Source organism: Pseudoalteromonas sp. CNAT2-18.1 (assembly GCF_022347865.1).
GTDB classification, from domain to species: domain Bacteria; phylum Pseudomonadota; class Gammaproteobacteria; order Enterobacterales; family Alteromonadaceae; genus Pseudoalteromonas; species Pseudoalteromonas ruthenica.
In genome coordinates, this window is record NZ_JAKRFR010000002.1 from 528,943 (window position 1) to 546,788 (window position 17,846).

Annotated in this window: 20 protein-coding genes; 14 read left to right on the forward strand and 6 right to left on the reverse strand. The window is 48.8% G+C overall.

The window, feature by feature from the left end:
- Nucleotides 1-36: 36 nt before the first annotated feature.
- Genes MHM94_RS05775 through MHM94_RS05785 form a run of 3 tightly spaced genes read right to left on the reverse strand, consistent with a single transcriptional unit; the run spans nucleotide 37 to nucleotide 2,334 of the window.
- Nucleotides 37-855 (reverse strand): ScpA family protein, encoded by an 819-nt coding sequence (locus MHM94_RS05775; protein WP_022943562.1) that lies wholly within the window; start codon nucleotides 853-855, stop codon nucleotides 37-39.
- Nucleotides 855-1,475 carry an L-threonylcarbamoyladenylate synthase gene (locus MHM94_RS05780; protein WP_022943563.1) on the reverse strand — a complete coding sequence of 207 codons (621 nt, stop codon included), beginning with the start codon at nucleotides 1,473-1,475 and terminating at the stop codon, nucleotides 855-857. Before MHM94_RS05780 ends, MHM94_RS05775 begins: the two co-directional genes overlap by 1 nt.
- 25 nt (nucleotides 1,476-1,500) lie before the next feature.
- The gene (locus MHM94_RS05785; protein WP_022943564.1) at nucleotides 1,501-2,334 is read right to left on the reverse strand and encodes a PHP domain-containing protein; all 834 of its coding nucleotides are present in this window, start codon (nucleotides 2,332-2,334) and stop codon (nucleotides 1,501-1,503) included.
- Between the two features lie 482 nt (nucleotides 2,335-2,816).
- On the opposite strand from MHM94_RS05785, the gene MHM94_RS05790 reads away from it, so the two are divergent.
- From MHM94_RS05790 to trpA, 6 genes are read left to right on the forward strand one after another with little or no spacing between them, the layout of a single operon-like run.
- On the forward strand, nucleotides 2,817-4,394 hold the full coding sequence (locus MHM94_RS05790; RefSeq protein ID WP_022943565.1) for an anthranilate synthase component 1: 1,578 nt from the start codon (nucleotides 2,817-2,819) through the stop codon (nucleotides 4,392-4,394).
- Nucleotides 4,391-4,981, forward strand: coding sequence for an aminodeoxychorismate/anthranilate synthase component II (locus MHM94_RS05795; RefSeq protein WP_045978396.1), 591 nt, complete (start codon nucleotides 4,391-4,393; stop codon nucleotides 4,979-4,981). The genes MHM94_RS05790 and MHM94_RS05795 overlap by 4 nt, the downstream gene beginning before the upstream one ends.
- A gap of 3 nt (nucleotides 4,982-4,984) precedes the next feature.
- The gene (gene trpD, locus MHM94_RS05800) at nucleotides 4,985-5,989 is read left to right on the forward strand and encodes an anthranilate phosphoribosyltransferase (RefSeq protein WP_235418906.1); all 1,005 of its coding nucleotides are present in this window, start codon (nucleotides 4,985-4,987) and stop codon (nucleotides 5,987-5,989) included.
- Entirely contained in the window at nucleotides 5,982-7,346 is a 1,365-nt protein-coding gene (gene trpCF / locus MHM94_RS05805; protein WP_235418905.1) for a bifunctional indole-3-glycerol-phosphate synthase TrpC/phosphoribosylanthranilate isomerase TrpF, read from the forward strand. The genes trpD and trpCF overlap by 8 nt, the downstream gene beginning before the upstream one ends.
- Before the next feature lie 7 nt (nucleotides 7,347-7,353).
- Nucleotides 7,354-8,541 (forward strand): tryptophan synthase subunit beta, encoded by a 1,188-nt coding sequence (trpB, locus tag MHM94_RS05810; RefSeq protein ID WP_045978473.1) that lies wholly within the window; start codon nucleotides 7,354-7,356, stop codon nucleotides 8,539-8,541.
- Nucleotides 8,538-9,344, forward strand: coding sequence for a tryptophan synthase subunit alpha (trpA, locus tag MHM94_RS05815; protein ID WP_045978399.1), 807 nt, complete (start codon nucleotides 8,538-8,540; stop codon nucleotides 9,342-9,344). The genes trpB and trpA overlap by 4 nt, the downstream gene beginning before the upstream one ends.
- On the opposite strand, the gene MHM94_RS05820 is transcribed toward trpA, so the two are convergent.
- Nucleotides 9,341-9,619 (reverse strand): HU family DNA-binding protein, encoded by a 279-nt coding sequence (locus tag MHM94_RS05820; protein ID WP_022943797.1) that lies wholly within the window; start codon nucleotides 9,617-9,619, stop codon nucleotides 9,341-9,343. The two genes, trpA and MHM94_RS05820, sit on opposite strands and share 4 nt — an antisense overlap.
- Before the next feature lie 133 nt (nucleotides 9,620-9,752).
- On the opposite strand from MHM94_RS05820, the gene MHM94_RS05825 reads away from it, so the two are divergent.
- On the forward strand, nucleotides 9,753-10,334 hold the full coding sequence (locus tag MHM94_RS05825) for an inner membrane-spanning protein YciB (RefSeq protein WP_235418904.1): 582 nt from the start codon (nucleotides 9,753-9,755) through the stop codon (nucleotides 10,332-10,334).
- A gap of 59 nt (nucleotides 10,335-10,393) precedes the next feature.
- Nucleotides 10,394-11,032: a CPBP family intramembrane glutamic endopeptidase gene (locus MHM94_RS05830; RefSeq protein WP_235418903.1), complete on the forward strand. Its 639-nt coding sequence runs from the start codon at nucleotides 10,394-10,396 to the stop codon at nucleotides 11,030-11,032.
- Between the two features lie 20 nt (nucleotides 11,033-11,052).
- On the opposite strand, the gene MHM94_RS05835 is transcribed toward MHM94_RS05830, so the two are convergent.
- Nucleotides 11,053-12,477: a sodium-dependent transporter gene (locus MHM94_RS05835; protein WP_151172598.1), complete on the reverse strand. Its 1,425-nt coding sequence runs from the start codon at nucleotides 12,475-12,477 to the stop codon at nucleotides 11,053-11,055.
- Nucleotides 12,478-12,648: 171 nt separating this feature from the next.
- Here MHM94_RS05835 and MHM94_RS05840 point away from each other — a divergent pair, with 171 nt between their 5' ends.
- The 5 genes from MHM94_RS05840 (at nucleotide 12,649) to MHM94_RS05860 (ending at nucleotide 15,729) form a co-directional block, all read left to right on the forward strand.
- Nucleotides 12,649-12,951 (forward strand): YciI family protein, encoded by a 303-nt coding sequence (locus MHM94_RS05840; RefSeq protein ID WP_026110949.1) that lies wholly within the window; start codon nucleotides 12,649-12,651, stop codon nucleotides 12,949-12,951.
- Nucleotides 12,952-13,051: 100 nt separating this feature from the next.
- A complete protein-coding gene (locus tag MHM94_RS05845) occupies nucleotides 13,052-13,306 on the forward strand; it encodes a PepSY domain-containing protein (RefSeq protein WP_022943802.1) in 255 nt (84 codons plus the stop codon).
- Nucleotides 13,306-13,980, forward strand: coding sequence for a response regulator transcription factor (locus MHM94_RS05850; protein ID WP_022943803.1), 675 nt, complete (start codon nucleotides 13,306-13,308; stop codon nucleotides 13,978-13,980). The genes MHM94_RS05845 and MHM94_RS05850 overlap by 1 nt, the downstream gene beginning before the upstream one ends.
- The gene (locus MHM94_RS05855) at nucleotides 13,974-15,311 is read left to right on the forward strand and encodes an ATP-binding protein (RefSeq protein ID WP_026110951.1); all 1,338 of its coding nucleotides are present in this window, start codon (nucleotides 13,974-13,976) and stop codon (nucleotides 15,309-15,311) included. The genes MHM94_RS05850 and MHM94_RS05855 overlap by 7 nt, the downstream gene beginning before the upstream one ends.
- A gap of 7 nt (nucleotides 15,312-15,318) precedes the next feature.
- Nucleotides 15,319-15,729 (forward strand): lysozyme inhibitor LprI family protein, encoded by a 411-nt coding sequence (locus MHM94_RS05860; RefSeq protein WP_022943805.1) that lies wholly within the window; start codon nucleotides 15,319-15,321, stop codon nucleotides 15,727-15,729.
- Here MHM94_RS05860 and MHM94_RS05865 read toward each other — a convergent pair.
- Nucleotides 15,726-16,772, reverse strand: a complete 1,047-nt coding sequence (locus MHM94_RS05865; RefSeq protein ID WP_045978403.1) for an AI-2E family transporter — start codon at nucleotides 16,770-16,772, stop codon at nucleotides 15,726-15,728. The genes MHM94_RS05860 and MHM94_RS05865 overlap by 4 nt on opposite strands.
- 157 nt (nucleotides 16,773-16,929) lie before the next feature.
- On the opposite strand from MHM94_RS05865, the gene MHM94_RS05870 reads away from it, so the two are divergent.
- Complete coding sequence (locus MHM94_RS05870) at nucleotides 16,930-17,820, forward strand: TIGR01777 family oxidoreductase (protein WP_151172596.1); 891 nt, start codon at nucleotides 16,930-16,932, stop codon at nucleotides 17,818-17,820.
- The last annotated feature ends 26 nt before the right edge of the window (nucleotides 17,821-17,846 follow it).

Here is a 17,846-nt window from a genome sequence, read left to right on the forward strand (position 1 = left end):
CTATTATGGCAGAGCTACACCATAAGGCAATGCAAATCACGCTGCAGCATGCTCTTTTAAACGCACATGAATGGCACTTTCGCTATTAGCTTGTTGGCAGTGAATAAGCCCTTCTTTGGTGAGCTCTAATATGGCTATAAAGGTCACCACCACACCGGCGCGCCCTTCTTGTGGGGTAAATAGCAAGGCAAAATCAATATAACCGGAGTGGTTTTGTAATTGCGCTAAAATAGCGCTCATGCGTGCCCGGGTCGATAGCTGCTCAGGAGTGATATGATGATGCTCAAAGGTTTTGGCTCGGGCCATGACATCACTGAGTGCCAACATTAATTCTTCTAGCGCTACCTCGGGAAATAAAGGTTCAGGCATAGCCGCTTCTTCAACTAACGCATGAGCGGTAAAAATATCGCGCTCCATGCGCGGCAATTCATCGAGCTGCTCCGCCGCTTTTTTAAATTGCTCGTATTCTTGCAACCGTCTGACCAGCTCGGCGCGAGGGTCTTCCTCTTCCTCACCGAGTTCTTCATGCACAGGTAACAATAAACGTGATTTTATCTGCGCCAACAGCGCCGCCATCACCAAATACTCACCGGCTAGCTCCAATTGAAACTCACGCATCATTTCCACATAGCGCATATATTGCTCGGTGATGCTAAAAATAGACAGCTCAAGGACATCGAGTTTGTGCTTTTTGATAAGATAAAGCAGCAAGTCCAAAGGCCCTTCAAAAGTCTCGAGTACGACTTCTAGGGCATCCGGTGGAATATATAAATCTTCTGGCTTTTCAACCACGGCCTCGCCGCGAATAAACGCCAGCGGCAGCTTTTGCTGCTCTACCAAAGTATCTTGGGTCATTATTTAAAGGGACTGGGATCACCACAACCGACACGCAAAATCTCCACTGCGTCATCGGACAAATCCACCACAGTAGTGGCCTGTTCACTCAAAAAACCACCATGGATGATCACATCGACGTGCTTCTCTAAACGATCGCGAATTTCATCGGGGTCTGACTCGGTGAATTCAGCGCCAGGCAAAATCAATGAACACGACATTAAGGGCGCGCCAAGCTCTTCAAGTAACGCCTTACTAATCGGATGATCGGTGACGCGAATACCAATGGTTTTCTTTTTATCGTTTAATACTCGTCGTGGTACTTCCTTAGTGCCTTTGAAAATAAAGGTATAAGGGCCTGGCGTATTATTCTTGATCAACCGAAACATCTGGTTATCAACGCGTGCATAGGTCGCAAGCTCTGATAAATCGCGACACATCAAAGTAAAATTATGGTGCTTTTCGATACCCCGAATTCGGGTGATCCGCTCTTGCGCGGCCTTTTCCCCTAGTTGGCATCCTATGGCATACCCAGAATCAGTGGGATAGACCATTACGCCGCCTTTGCGCACAATATCCACCGCTTGTTGGATCAGCCGTGGCTGCGGGTTTTGCGGGTGAATGTGAAAAAATTGACTCATGTTTATCCTTGCTTTGTGATAACGACTACTGCCAACGCTGCCATACGCCTTCACAGTCTTTAGGTAAGTATAGGTTCTTTCCTAATTCTATGTAAGGTAAAGGAAAATGGAAATCAGAACCTTGCGAGCACAGCAGCCCATGCTCACGCGCTAGCTGCCCTAAAAACTGCCTTTCACAGGGCGCTTGTTGGGTTTGGGCCACTTCCATTGCATCGCCACCGAGCGTGGCGAATTCGTTTACTAACTTACGCAGCCACTTATTCGACATTTTGTATCGAGCCGGATGCGCGAGCACACTCTGCCCGCCTGCTGCGGCGATGGCCTTAATGGCGGTGTGCATGTCACACCACGTACTTGGTACATACCCGGTGTTGCCGCGACTGAGGTATTTTTTGAAGATGCCTTGAAAGGTCTTCGCTGCGCCTTGCGCCATTAACACCCGGGCAAAATGGGCGCGCGTTACTTGCGCCTCAGCGGCCAGCTCACAGGCTTGTTCATAGGTGTTTTCAAATCCTGCCTTTTGCAGACGTTCGCCTATTTTTATCGCTCGTTCACTACGCTTTTGCTGCTGTTCAGCCAACAATGCTGTCAGTTCCGGAGCCTGGGTGTCAACCTGCAAGCCAACAATATGAATTTCAAAGCTGTGCCAGCGCGTGGATATTTCGACTCCGGCAACCAATTCTAGGTCGAGCGCTTGTGCAGCAATTGCAGCGCGCGCTGGAGCGATACCGGCAATGGTATCGTGATCGGTGAGCGCGAGCACATCAACTCCTTTGTCGGCGGCTCTTGATACCAGCTCATCAACACTTAAGGTCCCGTCGGAAAAATTACTGTGGCAATGTAAATCGTACTTAAGCACACAGCCCTCTTAACAGCTATCAATAATGCCATTAGCTTATCATTTTTCACCCCGCAGCGCGGCAATAACTTTTTATTTATAAAATGGTTGACACTGATGCTCAGCTAGGTTTAACTAACAGCCATCAATTAATTAGGGTTATCAAGCTCATGCAGTCACAGGCTAACAACACACATATGACATGGTGGTGGCACTCGTAATCGCGGGTGGACTTAGTCGTGCGCAGTGAGTACTGCCTGATTAACAAAACCCGCAGCAAGCGGGTTTTTTTGTATCTAAACAAAGGTAAGTAACATGATTTTAACGCAGTTCGTAACAGTAATTTGGTGGTGGCACTCGAGATAGCGGGTGGGCCTTGTTACGGCTGAGCATAATTGCAACCCGCAGCTTTTCGAAGTATGCGGGTTTTTTGTTTTTAGGCCATCATCATTGCTAGCAGCAATAAAACCGATGGCAATACATTTTGGGAATGAGGACTTTTTATGATTTTTAGCCACATCTCGACCGAGCCCGGTCAGGTGACCAGCATTAGCCAGCGGCGAGACTATATCCCCTCTGCGCTGAGCCTGTTCGCCAAGCTCGATACCGATAATAGCTTGTTACTGGAGTCCGCAGAAATAGACTCCAAAGCCAATTTAAAAAGTATCGTATTAGTTGATAGCGCATTGCGCATAGAGTGTAACGGCAGCGAGGTCAGTGTCGTCGCGCTATCAAATAACGGCGCGCAACTGCTGCCTTATTTGCAGCGCCACATCGATGCCGGCACCACCACACTCGATAACACCACCTTGCAAATCAGCTACCCGCCCGTGGCCGGCGATTTAGACGAGCATGCCAAGCTCAAAGCAGCCAACGCCTTCGATACCCTACGTCAATGCATTAATCGCATCAGCAACAACTCTGACAATCCGTTTGCCATTTTCTTAGGCGGCGTAATGGGCTACGACATGGTCGCGAATGTTGAGCAACTACCCGCCGTCGAGGCAAAAGATAACAGCTGCCCAGACTATGTTTTTTACCTTGCTGAAACCCTAGTGGTGGTTGATCACCAAGCACAGAGCACTGAAATTATCGGTAACGTGTTCAATGGCCCGCAAGTGCATGCCAATTGCTTTGAGGTAGGACAAAAAGTCGAACGCTTAAACACCCTCTGTGATGATGTGGAGGTACTACCGGCGCCACAGGCAACGGCGCAGCCTGTAGAGGCCAGTGTCGATATCAGTGACGAAGACTTCAAGGCGCAGGTTAGCCAACTAAAGCAACATATTATCGATGGTGATATTTTTCAGGTGGTGCCTTCACGAACCTTTACTCTGCCTTGCCAACAGCCATTAGCGGCCTATGCCCAGCTGAAAACACAAAACCCTAGCCCCTATATGTTCTATTTGCGCGATCAAGATTTTACGCTGTTCGGCGCTTCTCCTGAATCGGCCTTGAAATACTGTGCCCAGAGCAATCAAGTTGAGGTGTATCCGATAGCGGGCACGCGCCCGCGTGGGAAGCATGCCGATGGACGTTTAAATTTAGACCTCGATTCGCGCATCGAGCTCGATTTGCGCAATGATGGCAAAGAGCGCGCCGAGCACATCATGCTCGTCGATTTAGCGCGTAATGACGTCGCTCGTATCAGCCAGGCCGGCACGCGTCACGTTAAAGAGCTACTCAAAGTCGATAGATACTCCCATGTCATGCACCTTGTTTCGCGGGTGGTAGGACAGTTAAAAGAAGACCTTGATGCACTGCATGCTTACTCGGCCTGTATGAATATGGGCACTTTGGTTGGTGCCCCCAAGGTCAGCGCTGCACGCTTAATTCGCGAGGTAGAAAAGAAACGTAGAGGCAGCTATGGCGGTGCCGTCGGCTATCTCACGGGTGAGGGAGCCATGGACTCTTGCATTGTTATCCGCAGTGCTTTTGTCAAAGATGGCCTAGCCCATGTGCAAGCCGGCGCTGGGGTGGTTTATGACTCAGACCCGCAAAGTGAAGCCGATGAGACTCGCGCAAAAGCCGGCGCCGTACTGCGCGCTATCGCCACCAGCCAAGGAGCAACAAACGCATGAATTATAAGATTTACTTCTTAGATAACGAAGACTCTTTCAGTTATAACTTGGTGGATGAATTTGCGCAGTTGCGCCAAGAGTTGGTGGTGTATCGCAATACCGTGGCGGCGGAAGTCATATTCGAGCGCATGTGCGCAGAAACCCAGCCGGTGGTGCTCGTGCTTTCCCCCGGGCCCGGCGCACCCGATAGCGCGGGATGTTTAATGGCGCTCATTGACCTGTGTCGGGGACGCTTCCCAATGCTCGGGATTTGTCTCGGGCAACAAGCATTAACGCAGGCGTATGGGGGTGAAATCGGTCATGCTCAGCAAACGGTGCATGGTAAATCATCCACCATTAGCCTAATGCCCCACCCCGCTTTTAGCGGCTTTGGCGAGCACCTCGTGGTGGCCCGTTACCATTCCTTAGTGGCAACCAAGGTAAGCGAGCAATTAGCGATTATCGCCCAGTACCAGGGCATGCCAATGGCTGTGTGTCAGCATCAAGATAAGGTGCTTGGCTATCAGTTTCACCCAGAGTCGATTCTAACTCCTCATGGCGCGCAACTATTGCAGCAAAGCCTTGAATATTTAACAGCACAGGGGTAACTCATGGATGTAATGAATAAGCTGTATCAGCAGCAGGACTTAACCTTTGCCGAGTCACAGCAGCTGTTCGATAGCGTAATGCGCGGCGATATTGATGATATCACCCTGTCGGCCATGCTTACCGCGCTGAAAATTAAGGGTGAATGCGCCGACGAGATTGCCGGGGCCGCCGCCGCTATGCGCGCCAATGCCCTGCCCTTTAACACCTCGGCGCAACACTTGGTCGATGCCTGTGGCACCGGTGGTGATGGTGCCAACACTATTAATATCAGCACCACGGCAGCGCTTGTAGCCGCCGCCTGTGGAATTAATATGGTCAAACATGGTAACCGCAGTGTATCGAGTAACTCAGGGTCGTCTGATTTGTTACAAAGCCTGGGTATCAATATCGATATGAGCCCAGAGCAAGCCGCCGCGATGCTAGAGCAAACCGGCTTTGCATTTTTGTTCGCTCCGCTTTACCACCAAGGGGTCAAGCACGCGATGGCGGTGCGTACCACCCTTAAAACACGAACCCTATTTAATATTCTTGGGCCGCTTGCTAACCCGGCGGCACCGGATTATCAATTACTCGGGGTGTACGACCCAGCCTTATGCTTACCTATGGCAAAGACCCTGCAAACCTTAGGGTGCAAACGGGCGATGGTTGTCCATGGTGCCGGCACCGATGAAATAGCCTTACACGGTGAGACTCAAGTGGTTGAACTCAACCAAGGGCAACTGCATGAGTACACCTTAGACCCCAGTGACTTCGGACTTGCAAACTATTCACTTGCGCAACTCAGTGGTCAAGGGCCAGACTACAACGCCAATGCCACGCGGGCGATTTTAAGCGGCCAAGGAGAGCCAGCGCACACCAGTGCGGTGGTGATCAATGTCGCAGCGTTATTAGTATTGACCGGCAAAGCGGCTAATTTCAAAGAGGCCAGCGCGCAGGTTCAAGACGTTTTACAATCTCAGCAAGCACAACGCACGCTTGATACCATCATTGAGGTAAGTCATGGCTAATGTATTAGAGAAAATTGTTGCCGATAAACGCCATGAGGTAGCGCAGCGTCAACGCACGCAACCGTTAGCGAGTTTTATTGACGACATCACTGCGAGCGACCGTGATTTTTATCGTGCCCTGAAACAGAGCCCAACGAGCTTTATTCTGGAATGCAAAAAAGCATCGCCCTCAAAAGGGCTTATTCGCGATGTCTTTAACCTGGATGAAATAACTGCCGTCTATAAAAAGTACGCCAGCTGTATTAGTGTGCTGACCGACGAAAAGTACTTTCAAGGCCATTTTGACTACTTAACCCAGGTACGGCAGAAAGTAAGCCAGCCACTGATTTGCAAAGATTTCTTTATCGACCCATATCAAGTTTATTTGGCTCGTTTACACGGCGGTGATGCTATTTTATTGATGCTTTCAGTGCTTGATGACGACACCTATACGGCGCTTAGCAAACTGGCTAAGTCACTGAATATGGATGTATTAACTGAGGTGAGCAATGAGCAGGAAGTAACTCGGGCGCTGGCGTTGAACGCCGAGATCATCGGTATCAATAACCGTGACTTACGCGACTTATCGACCGATTTGGCGACCACTGAACGGCTTCGCCAATTGATCCCCAGTGATAAAGTGGTGATTTCTGAGTCGGGCATTTACAGCCATCAAGACGTGCAGCGCTTAAGCCCCTTGTGTGACGGGTTTCTGGTTGGCAGTTCTATTATGGCCCAAGCAGATATTGAAAGCGCTTGTCGCGCCTTAATTTTTGGCGAGCATAAAGTCTGTGGTCTAACGCGCTCACAGGATGCACAAGCGGTATATCAAGCTGGTGCCTATTATGGTGGCCTGATTTTCTATCCAGGCTCACCCCGCTATGTTGACATTGATTGCGCTAAGGCCATTGTTGATAGTGCGCCGCTGCATTACGTAGGGGTTTTCGTTGACGCACCGATTGCGCAAGTCAGCGACTATGCCACGCGATTAAAACTGGCTGCCGTGCAGCTGCATGGAGGGGAGGATGAGTATTATATTCAGTCATTACGCCAAGCGCTGCCGTTATCGTGCCAAATTTGGAAAGCACAAGCGGTGGCTACACAGCTGCCTAAAGCGCTCGCGGGCGTCGACCGTATTCTCTATGACACGTATAGCAAACAAGCGAAAGGTGGCACCGGTGAGCAATTTAACTGGCAACTGCTGGCGCAGGCTGAGCCCCCTTTCATGCTGGCAGGCGGCTTGACCCCTGGCAATATTGCTGACGCTTTAGCACACAACGCAACCGGGCTGGATATTAATTCCGGCGTAGAAACCGCACCCGGTAAAAAATGTACACAGAAAATTAATGCTGCCTTTGCGGCAATTCGGAATTATTGAGGTGGTTATGAGTAATTCAGCCTATTTTGGCGATTTTGGCGGCATGTTTGTGCCGGAGCTTTTGGTGCCGGCGCTTAAACAGCTAGAAGCCGAGTTTAATAAATCACAACACGACCCGCTTTTTGAAAAAGAGTTTCACTCTTTGCTCAATGAATATGCCGGCCGTCCGACACCTTTAACATTAACGCGTAACTTGGTGAAAAACCCCAAGGTCAAACTGTACCTTAAGCGTGAGGATTTACTTCACGGTGGCGCACATAAAACCAACCAAGTGTTGGGCCAGGCCTTGCTCACCAAACGCATGGGCAAAGAGGAAGTCATCGCTGAGACCGGCGCTGGTCAGCACGGTGTGGCTACGGCTTTAGCCTGTGCGCTGTTGGGTTTAAAGTGCCGCATTTATATGGGCGCTAAAGACGTCGAGCGCCAGCAGCCGAATGTATTTCGTATGCGCTTGATGGGCGCTGAAGTGATACCTGTTACCGCCGGCTCTGGTACCTTGAAGGATGCCGTGAACGAAGCGCTGCGTGACTGGTCAGCAAATTATAAAACGGCGCACTACCTGCTCGGCACCGCTGCCGGACCACACCCTTTCCCAACGGTGGTACGCGAGTTCCAAAAAATGATAGGTGAAGAAGCCAAACAACAGGTTCTCGAAACCGAAGGGCGTTTACCCGATGCGGTCATTGCTTGTGTCGGCGGCGGCTCTAACGCCATTGGCATGTTTACCGATTTCATTGATGAGCCGAGCGTCAAGCTGATCGGCGTTGAACCCGCAGGTAAGGGCCTTGATAGCGGTGAACATGGCGCGACCTTATGTCGTGGTAGCAAAGGAATTTTGCATGGCGCTTACACCTACATCATGCAAACTGAGCAAGGCCAAATTGAAGAGTCTTACTCAGTATCGGCAGGCTTAGACTACCCCGCAGTGGGGCCTCAGCACGCGCATCTGCATGAAAGCGGCCGCGCCCAATATGTGGGGATCACCGATGATGAGGCGCTCGATGCATTTAAGGCGCTGGCACGCCATGAGGGCATTATACCGGCACTTGAGTCGAGCCACGCACTGGCCTATGCCCTCCAGTATGCGGAGCAACAAAGTGAAGAGTGTATTATTGTTGTAAACCTCAGCGGCCGAGGTGACAAAGACTTGGCCCATGTGCATCAAGTGCTTGCTGCTAAAGGAGATATATCATGAGTCGTTATGCCACCACCTTCGCCAACCTCGCCGAGCACAATGAAGGCGCGTTTGTGCCCTTTGTGACCTTGGGCGATCCGGGTAAAGCACAAAGTATTGCCATTATTAAAAGCCTGATTGATGGCGGTGCCGACGCATTAGAGTTGGGCATCCCCTACTCCGACCCAATTGCCGATGGCCCGGTGATTCAGGCCGCCAATATTCGCGCCTTAGAGGCGAACATTAGCACCGATGATTGCTTTGACATCATTCGCGAAATTCGTGCCTATAACGCAGATATTCCAATTGGTTTACTACTGTATTCTAACTTGGTATTAGCCCGTGGACCGCAGCAGTTTTACCAACAAGCGAAAGACGCTGGGGTAGACTCAATCTTGGTCGCCGATGTGCCCTTACATGAGTCGAAAATGTTCCGCCAAGCGGCCACTGAAACCGCCATTGAGCCGATTTTTATCGCCACCCCCAATGCCGATGATGACACCCTTCGACAGTGCGCCTCTTACGGGCGCGGTTACACCTACTTGCTCTCCCGAGCAGGCGTCACGGGCACTGAAACCAAAGCGCAAATGCCGGCGGATTCGATGATTGCCAAGCTAAAAGAATATCATGCCGCACCTGCGTTGCTTGGCTTTGGTATTAGCACTCCGGATGATGTGAGCCAAGCCCTGAGCAGTGGTGCTGCGGGGGCTATCAGTGGCTCCGCCGTGGTAAAAATTATTGCCGCCAACTTGGACCACCCAGAGGCCATGTGTGAAGAGCTGAAAGTGTTTACTATCGCCATGAAAGAGGCGACCAAGGGTTAGCCTGGCTGTATGTGGTCTTTTAATGCCTTGGCGCATTTAAAGGCCACTTTGTTTTGCCCTGCTATTTCTATTTCCTCCCCTGTTTGCGGGTTACGACCGCGTTTCGCCGGGTGATAGCTAAGCGAAAAGTTACCAAACTTAGGTATAAATACCGCATCCCCTTCGTGTAAAGACCGCGTTATCGCCTCAATGAGTGATGTTAACGCTGCCGCAGATTGTTGCTTAGTTAATCCACTGCGCCCATGCATGGCGTCAATTAGTTGCTTTTTGTTCACGGTGCTACCTACTGAAAACTCAAAGCCGCGCAGCCTAAAAGGCGACAATGAAAATGTCAATGTCGCACTGATGCTTGAGCTTGCTCTCAGATACTGGTAAAACGGCTGCTACCTAATGTAATGGACGTCGTGAATGAGTACTTTAATTGAATACATTCCGCTAATTTTATTTTTCGCTGTTTATAAACTCGTTGATATCTACTGGGCGACGGGCGTATTAATCGGCACCAGTGCCCTGCAGCTTGCTTATGGCTATTTCAAAGAGGGCCATATTGCTAAGCGTCATTGGGTGTTTTTCGCTATCGCCCTGGTGTTAGGAACCATGACCATTCTGTTTCGAGATGAGCATTTTATCCAATGGAAGGCCACCTTCATTTATGCGCTGTTAGCGGTGGTGTTATTAGCCGCACGGCTGTTTTTCAAAAAGAACCTAGTGCAAAAGGCACTCACTGGGTTGCTCAAGTCGGTAGAAGAGAAACAAGGCGGTGAGCAAGGCCAAGAGATTACGGTACCAGAGCGGATTTGGGAGCAGTTAAACATTTTCTGGGTTATTTTATTTGCCGTTATTGCAGTGCTCAACATTTATGTTGCCTACAATTTCTCGCTCGACTTTTGGGTAAACTTCAAAGTGTTCGGCCTTATCGGCATCACCTTTGTGGCTATTATTGCCACGATTATGCGTCTTTACCCTTACTTTCCTGAAGAAGAGTCATAAAGCTGTCGTACAGCCCTGCTACACTGAGTACATATTGAGTGTAGCAATGGGCTGAAACATTGAATAACGCGCAGTATCGCTGGCTAGAGCTGTTCTGTATCTTTATCCTATTGCCGGTTGCCGGCTTGCTGATGCGCGAGTATTTGCATAATTGGCTGATCCCGGCGTTAATTACCCTCACTGCGGTGTGTTGTTTTGTTCTGCTTACCGATCCCCACTTTAAACGCTTTCGCATCACATCCATGGGGCAGTTCTCAGCGGTGCGTAAGCGCATTGCCACGTTTTTTCTCACCGGAGCATTATTCTCGGGTGTGCTCTATGGCATTCTCAACCAGGAAAACTGGTTCAGCTACCCGCTGCAATCACCATTGAGCTGGTTGATGCTACTGGTGTTATACCCGCTGTTCTCTGTGTTGCCACAAGAGTTGATTTTTCGCACCTATTTCTTTCACCGCTATAAACCCATCATTCCTAGCAAAACTTGGCGTATTTGGTTAAGTGCAAGCGTATTTTCCTTGGCACACATGGTTTATGGGAATTGGGTTGCGATAGTATTGTCGTTTTGCGGTGGGCTACTGTTTTCTTATACCTATGCGCACTCACGCTCCACACTTGTGTGTGTGCTGGAACATAGCTTGTGGGGGCTGTGGATGTTTACTCTGGGACTTGGCAGTTATTTAGATTCGGGGGCTATTTAGGCTAGCCCCCGACCGGCGAATTAAAAGCCGAAGATACTGATAGCGAAAAACTTGGTTGCCACAGTATTGATGAAAATCAACAGCAAAATCGCTGGGATAAAGGTTGATAGTGAGAAATTCACGTACTTTTGCATAAAGCTGCCTTCGTAACTAGCGCAGCCTTGCGAAAGTTCATCATTCAAACGCGCCTTCTTCCAACGATACATAACAAACAAACACACCATCAAGCCGTTAAGAGGTAAAATGGTGTCATAAAACACGTCATAAACCACATCAAAGAAGCTCTTATCAGCATCACCGTAGTGGGTGAACTGAGTCAACCAATCGACCATGCCAAATGATACGGTACAGCCAATGGTGAGTAAGCCGATAGCGCCTGCTAAAACTAACAGTGCTTTTTTGCGGCTGTAGCCCTTTTCCTCAATAAGCGTTGCTGTGGGCACCTCGACAATCGACACCAACGACGTAATGGCAGCAAAAAACACCAACAAGAAAAATACAAACGCCACCATAGACGCGCCCATATAACCAATATCGGTTTGCAGTGCCAAAAGAATCTTCGGTAAATAAACAAATATCATCGACACCGACGACTCTGAGAGTTGGCTTGGGTCAGTATCCGGATTAAAGCTAAAAATAGCTGGCAACACCATTAAGCCGGCGGTAAAAGCCACCAGTGAATCGGTGATGGCGACCATCTTTGCACCACCTACAATATCATCCTTCTTCGAGATGTAGGACGCGTAGGTCATCAAAATCCCCATCCCTAACGACAGCGAGAAAAACGCTTGTGATAAGGCACCATTGAGTACGCTGGCATTCATTTTGGAGAAATCCGGGACCACATAATAACGCACACCCGCCATAGCATTATCCAAGGTCAATACATAGGCAACCAAACCGATGAGCAGCACAAAAAGGGCTGGCATTAGGAACTTCGCAGCCTTTTCAATGCCCTCTTTGACGCCACCGACGAGGATTAAGTTAACCACAATGGCGACCACCACCATGTAGCCAAAAATACTGTATTCATTAATGAAGCGGCCAAAGTTACCGGGGTCGGCAAGCGCATCAAGGTTGCCCATGGCTGTTTGTGCCAGATAACCGAAAATCCACACCGTAATAACCATGTAAAACACCGCAATCATAAACGGCGTCAGTACCGCAAGAACCCCTGCACCGCGCCAGCGCGGTGAATTATCCGACAGTGTTTTGTATGCACCATAAGGGTCTTTTTGCGCTTTTCGGCCCATAGCCATTTCCGCCATCATGACCGGCAAACAAATAAACGCCACAAACAGTGCATAAACCAAAAGAAAGGCACCACCGCCATTTTTGGTGGCCGAAACAGGAAACCCAACGAGGTTGCCAATACCTACCGCAGAGCCTGCAGCAGCTAGAATAAAGCCCAAGCGAGAGCTAAAATGTTCACGTTTTTCGCTCATAGAAAAACCTTGTTATTGTTTTAACCCGACTCTACCAGTGTTAAACAAAGCTTTTCAAGCTTTAACGACTGCTGGTGGGCGCGGTCCCATTTAAACAACGATATTAATTTACAACGCCTATCATTGCTGGCTATCATAAATGTAATCGATACCAAGTACTTGGTTATTATTATGTTGTACATGATTTATTCCACCGATGTGGAAAATTCGCTCGAGCAGCGTCTTAAAGCGCGTCCAGCGCATCTTGCACGCTTGCAAGAGTTACAGCACCAAGGGCGCTTACACCTTGCCGGACCACTTCCAGCGACGGACAGTAACGACCCGGGTGGAGCTGGCTTTACGGGCTCATTAGTCGTAGCTGAATTTGCATCCTTAGAAGATGCACGGGAATGGGCCGCTGATGACCCCTACATCGCCGCTGGTGTATATGAAAACTCAGTAGTCAAGCCCTTCAAAAAGGTGCTTCCAGCGTAATTCAGTAAAGGTTAATTGATTTTTTGTATGCTTGCGACATTGCCGCTGCAAGTGCAGTGTATGTTGCGCAACGAAAGATCAATTGGGAGTTCTTTGAACCATGCTTAAATATATAGCCGCTATATTTACTGCTTTTGTTTTAGCCACGTCAGTGGCCCAGGCTGGCTCAACGCCCCCCAAAGACATTGATAAAAAGCAGGCAGTGGCAATTGCCAAAGAAGCCGAAAACGGTAAAGTGTTAAAGATATCTGAACAAAGGGAAAAGTTTATTGTTCGTATATTAAAGCCCAAGGGCCGTGTGGTTGACGTCAGCGTCTCAAAACGCACCGGGCAGGTAGAGAAGGAAAATAATTAATGCGCATACTAGTAATTGAAGACGACTTACATTTGGCAGATAACCTGCGTAGTGCCCTAGAAAAAGAGCGCTACAGCGTTGATTTGTGCAATGATGGAGAAGCGGGCCTTTTCCATATTTGTGAATACCCACTGGATATGGCGGTGGTTGATTTAGGCTTACCAAAAATTGATGGTATTGAGCTTATCAGACAAGCCCGTAAAAATGGCGTCGACATCCCTATCTTAATTTTGACTGCGCGCGATCGCTGGCAAGATAAGGTCGAAGGCCTCGATGCCGGTGCCGACGATTACCTTACCAAGCCATTTCATGTGGAAGAGTTAATCGCTCGTTGTAACGCACTAATTCGTCGCAGTGCGGGTCAGGCTAACCCTGAAATTGAAAACGGCCCAATCCGTATTCATACACGCTCGCAGCAGGTATGGGTAGAAGAGCGCGAGCTCAACCTGACCGCTTACGAATATAAAGTGTTGGAATATCTGATGGTGAATCCACAAAAAGTGATTTCTAAATCGGAATTGACCGAGCACATTTACGACCAAGACTTTGATCTCGACTCTAACGTGATAGAAGTATTTGTTCTGCGTCTGCGCAAGAAACTGGACCCAGAAGGCACCCTGAACCCCGTTGAGACCCTACGTGGGCGAGGATACAGGCTGCGCACCCAGTGGTAGGAAATCAAGTTTCACTGAAAATAAGACAAGGATTTATCCTTGTCTTTTTGTTGATCGTAGCCATGCCTATTTTATTTGCTTCGATTGGCAACGCGTATCGTGCCTCATTAGTGGAGGCCACTGAAAAAACCCTCGAAGCGCATTTATACTCATTAATATCTGAAGTTGAATACAGTGAACGTGGTGTAGAAATGCCACGCAGTATTCTTGCCCCCGAGCTGAACCGCGTCACATCAGACACCTATGCCATGATTTATAATGGCAACGAGCGAGTCTGGCAAAGTGAGTCCGCCTTAAATATTGATTACAAACCAGACTTAGTGATCACCGAAACCGGTAAAGCGGATTTTCGCCTCGTGACCGTCAATGGTCGCAAATACTGGCAACTGTCACTCACTGGGATCCTCGCGAATCTCGACCAAACCATTGAAGCCCGCTTCATTGTAGTTAAAAGTAACGATGGTTTATTAAGGCTGATGGAAGGGTTTAAGGAGACATCAATAAACTGGATGTTAATTATGGGTGTGGTGATCACCGTGTTGATGATCATCGGCTTCATCTGGAACTCTCGTCCATTACATCGCTTAGATAAAGAGATAAAAGCCATTGAATCGGGCGAAGGCACGCGTATCAAAGGCAACTACCCCGTTGAGCTGCAAAATATAAAAGCCGATTTGAACCTACTGTTAGAATCACAGCAACGGCAAAAAGAGCGTTATCGCGCGTCTTTAAGTGATCTTGCCCACGCCCTGAAAACCCCCTTGGCTGTACTTAAGTCAAGCCCTATGGCCAGCGATGACGATGCCCAAGAGCAGTTGGACCGCATCAATGTGATGATCGAACACCAATTGAAGCGCGCAGCCACGGGTGCGTCCGATACATGGAAAAAACAAACACATATTAAGCCGGTAGCGGATTCTATCTTCAATGCCATGAGTAAAGTGTATCGTGATAAAGACATCGAATTCAGTGTCGATGTGAGCGACAAACACTTTTTCTTGGGCGATAAAACCGATTTAATGGAACTGCTTGGCAACCTCATTGATAACGCCTGTAAAGCCTGTGTCTCGCAGGTGAGTTTAAAGGTTGAACAGCGTAAGAAGCGTCTTAAACTGATGATTGAAGACGATGGTCCTGGCGTGCCTGAAGAGAAGCGTGAGTTGCTGTTGCAACGTGGTACCCGCCTTGATAGCTATGAAAGCGGACACGGTGTGGGGATGGCCATTGTCGCTGATCTCGTAAACGGCTATCATGGTATTTTAAGCATCGACGACAGCCCCTTGGGCGGCGCTCGCTTTATGCTTGAGTTTGATTACCAAGAGATAACCTAACGTCATTATGAAACGTCACTTTTTTGTGTTAACCATTGGCCTCGGCGCCTGCTTGTTCAATACTGTTGATGCCAATGAAATTGCGCAATGCGCGCCGGTAGGCGAAACACCCGATAGTCGTCGTGACTATATCCAATGTCTTGACCGCCAGTTAGAGCTTTTGCGCCGAGATTTGACTGCGTGGCAGAATAAGCGTCAGCTGCAGCTCGAGAACTTCGCTAAGCAATCGGGGATCACTCAGCCATTGGATATTTATTTGCGCTCGCAACAGAGCTTTGACAGCTATCTTGAAGATAGCTGTCGGTGGCGTTATCTGCGTGTCATGCCCGACGCTGCGGCTGCGGCGATGGCGTATAAGCATTGTGAGTTACGGCTTATTGAGCAACGTATCGACAGTTATCGCGTGCCACTGGATTAACCTTGGTCACTTTGCTTAGCGTCGTCTACGTCGGCGCCAAGTAAGGTGGCAAGCCAGCGCCCTTCTTCGCTCTCTTCTAGGGCTATTTTCACCACCATAGTCAAAGGCACAGACAGCAGCATACCCACCGTGCCCAATAACCAGCCCCAAAAGATTAACGATAAAAACACGACTAAGGTCGATAAGCCTAATCCCCGACCCATAAATTTAGGCTCGACCACGTTGCCCATCACCGCATTGATGACTAAGTATCCCATGCCCACAAAAGCCGCAGTCAATGGGTTTTGCGTGATCAAAGCCAATAATACCGGCGGCACAGCGGCGATAATAGAGCCGATATTGGGAATGTAGTTAAACATAAAGGCAACCACGCCCCACAAAATAAAGTAGTCGACGTCCAGCGCCCACAATAACATGGTCGCTAAAAAGCCTGTCGCTAAGCTAACTAAGGTTTTAATCGCCAAATACGAGTTAATGGACTCAAGAAAACGGTCTATTTGCGCCATTTTCATATCTGGGTCATCTAACGCTAAGTGAATTTTGCGACTAATACTGGGGCCTTCAAATAACATAAACACCACGGTAATGATGATTAAAAACAGGTTAGCCATCACCCCGCCTAGCCCAGTTAACATGTTGGTGGCTACATCAATCATTTTCCCAGGGTCAAACATTGAGATCAGTTGCTCTTTATTTAGGAAAATATTGTATTGCGCTAACGTGTTTACCGCCCACACAAACTCTTTCTTTAATTGCTCTTTATACTGCGGCAGGTTTTGCGAGAAATCATTCACCGACTGCCCTACTAAGCCGCCAATACTCAAAAGGACGGCGACCACCAGCAATATAACAATGCTCACTGCCACGCCTTTGGGAATTCGGTAGCGACCTAAAGTATCAATCAAAGGGTTGCAGATGATGGCAATGAATACCGATAGAATAAAAGGCACCACCAAGGCGCTTGCGGTTTTCACCCCTGCCAAAACCACCACCAAGGCGGCCATAACTAGGAGGCTTTTACTCGCTCCAGTGAAGCTGGGCACAGTTCGTTTCCTTAAAGCAGACAAGTGATGCTAGTTTAGGTGAGATACGATTGAAAATAAACCATTGATTGGCCATAGGAAATGATCTTAAATTCGCCAGTTTCGTAGTATTTGAACTAAACTAGAAACAAAGTGAATTAGCAACACGATGGCACCCATGCATATATTGATCACCGGAGCCACAGGGCTCATAGGTAGCGAACTTTACAAGCATTTACTTAACCACCATAGGGTTACGGTACTCACTCGCTCCCCCTCACGGGCGTACATAAAGTTGGGTCATCGTATTGAAGCCATCCAAAGCTTGGATGAGGTTGATTTTAATAATGTCGATATCGTGATCAATCTCGCCGGTGAGCCCATCGTTAATAAGCGTTGGAGCGAGCAACAAAAAAAGCGTATCTACGACTCCCGACTCAATACCACCGACGCTATCGTGGCGAAGATAAATGCCGCAGACAACAAACCGAAGGCGTTAATATCGGGCAGCGCCATTGGCTATTACGGCCGCCAAGGAGATGTGGAGATCACCGAAGACTTCAGCCACTGCTATGATGAATTTAGCCATCAGCTTTGTCGCGACTGGGAGGCAGCCGCAAACAAAGCACAAACCCGTGTGTGCTTGCTGCGTACCGGTATTGTGCTAAGTGCCCAAGGCGGTGCCTTAGGAAAAATGCTCCCCGCATTTCGCTTTGGCCTCGGTGGGCCCATAGGAGATGGCCAACAATACATGTCTTGGATCCACCTTGATGACATGGTGCAGCTAATTATGTACCTAATAAAATACGATCATATTAGCGGCGCCATCAACGCCACCGCGCCTAAGCCCGTCAATAATGAGGAATTCTCTAAAACGCTCGCTGAAGTACTGCGCCGCCCCGCCATCGTGCGCATGCCGGCCTTTGCATTACGGCTGATGATGGGAGAAATGGCCGATTTATTGCTCTATGGGCAAAATGTTCAACCCCAGCGGCTAATAGACGAGGGCTTTCGCTTTCGCCATCCCGAACTCAAACCTGCCCTGGCTCAACTCCTTAACCGCAATTAAAAAAGCCGCTTGTTAAAGCGGCCTTT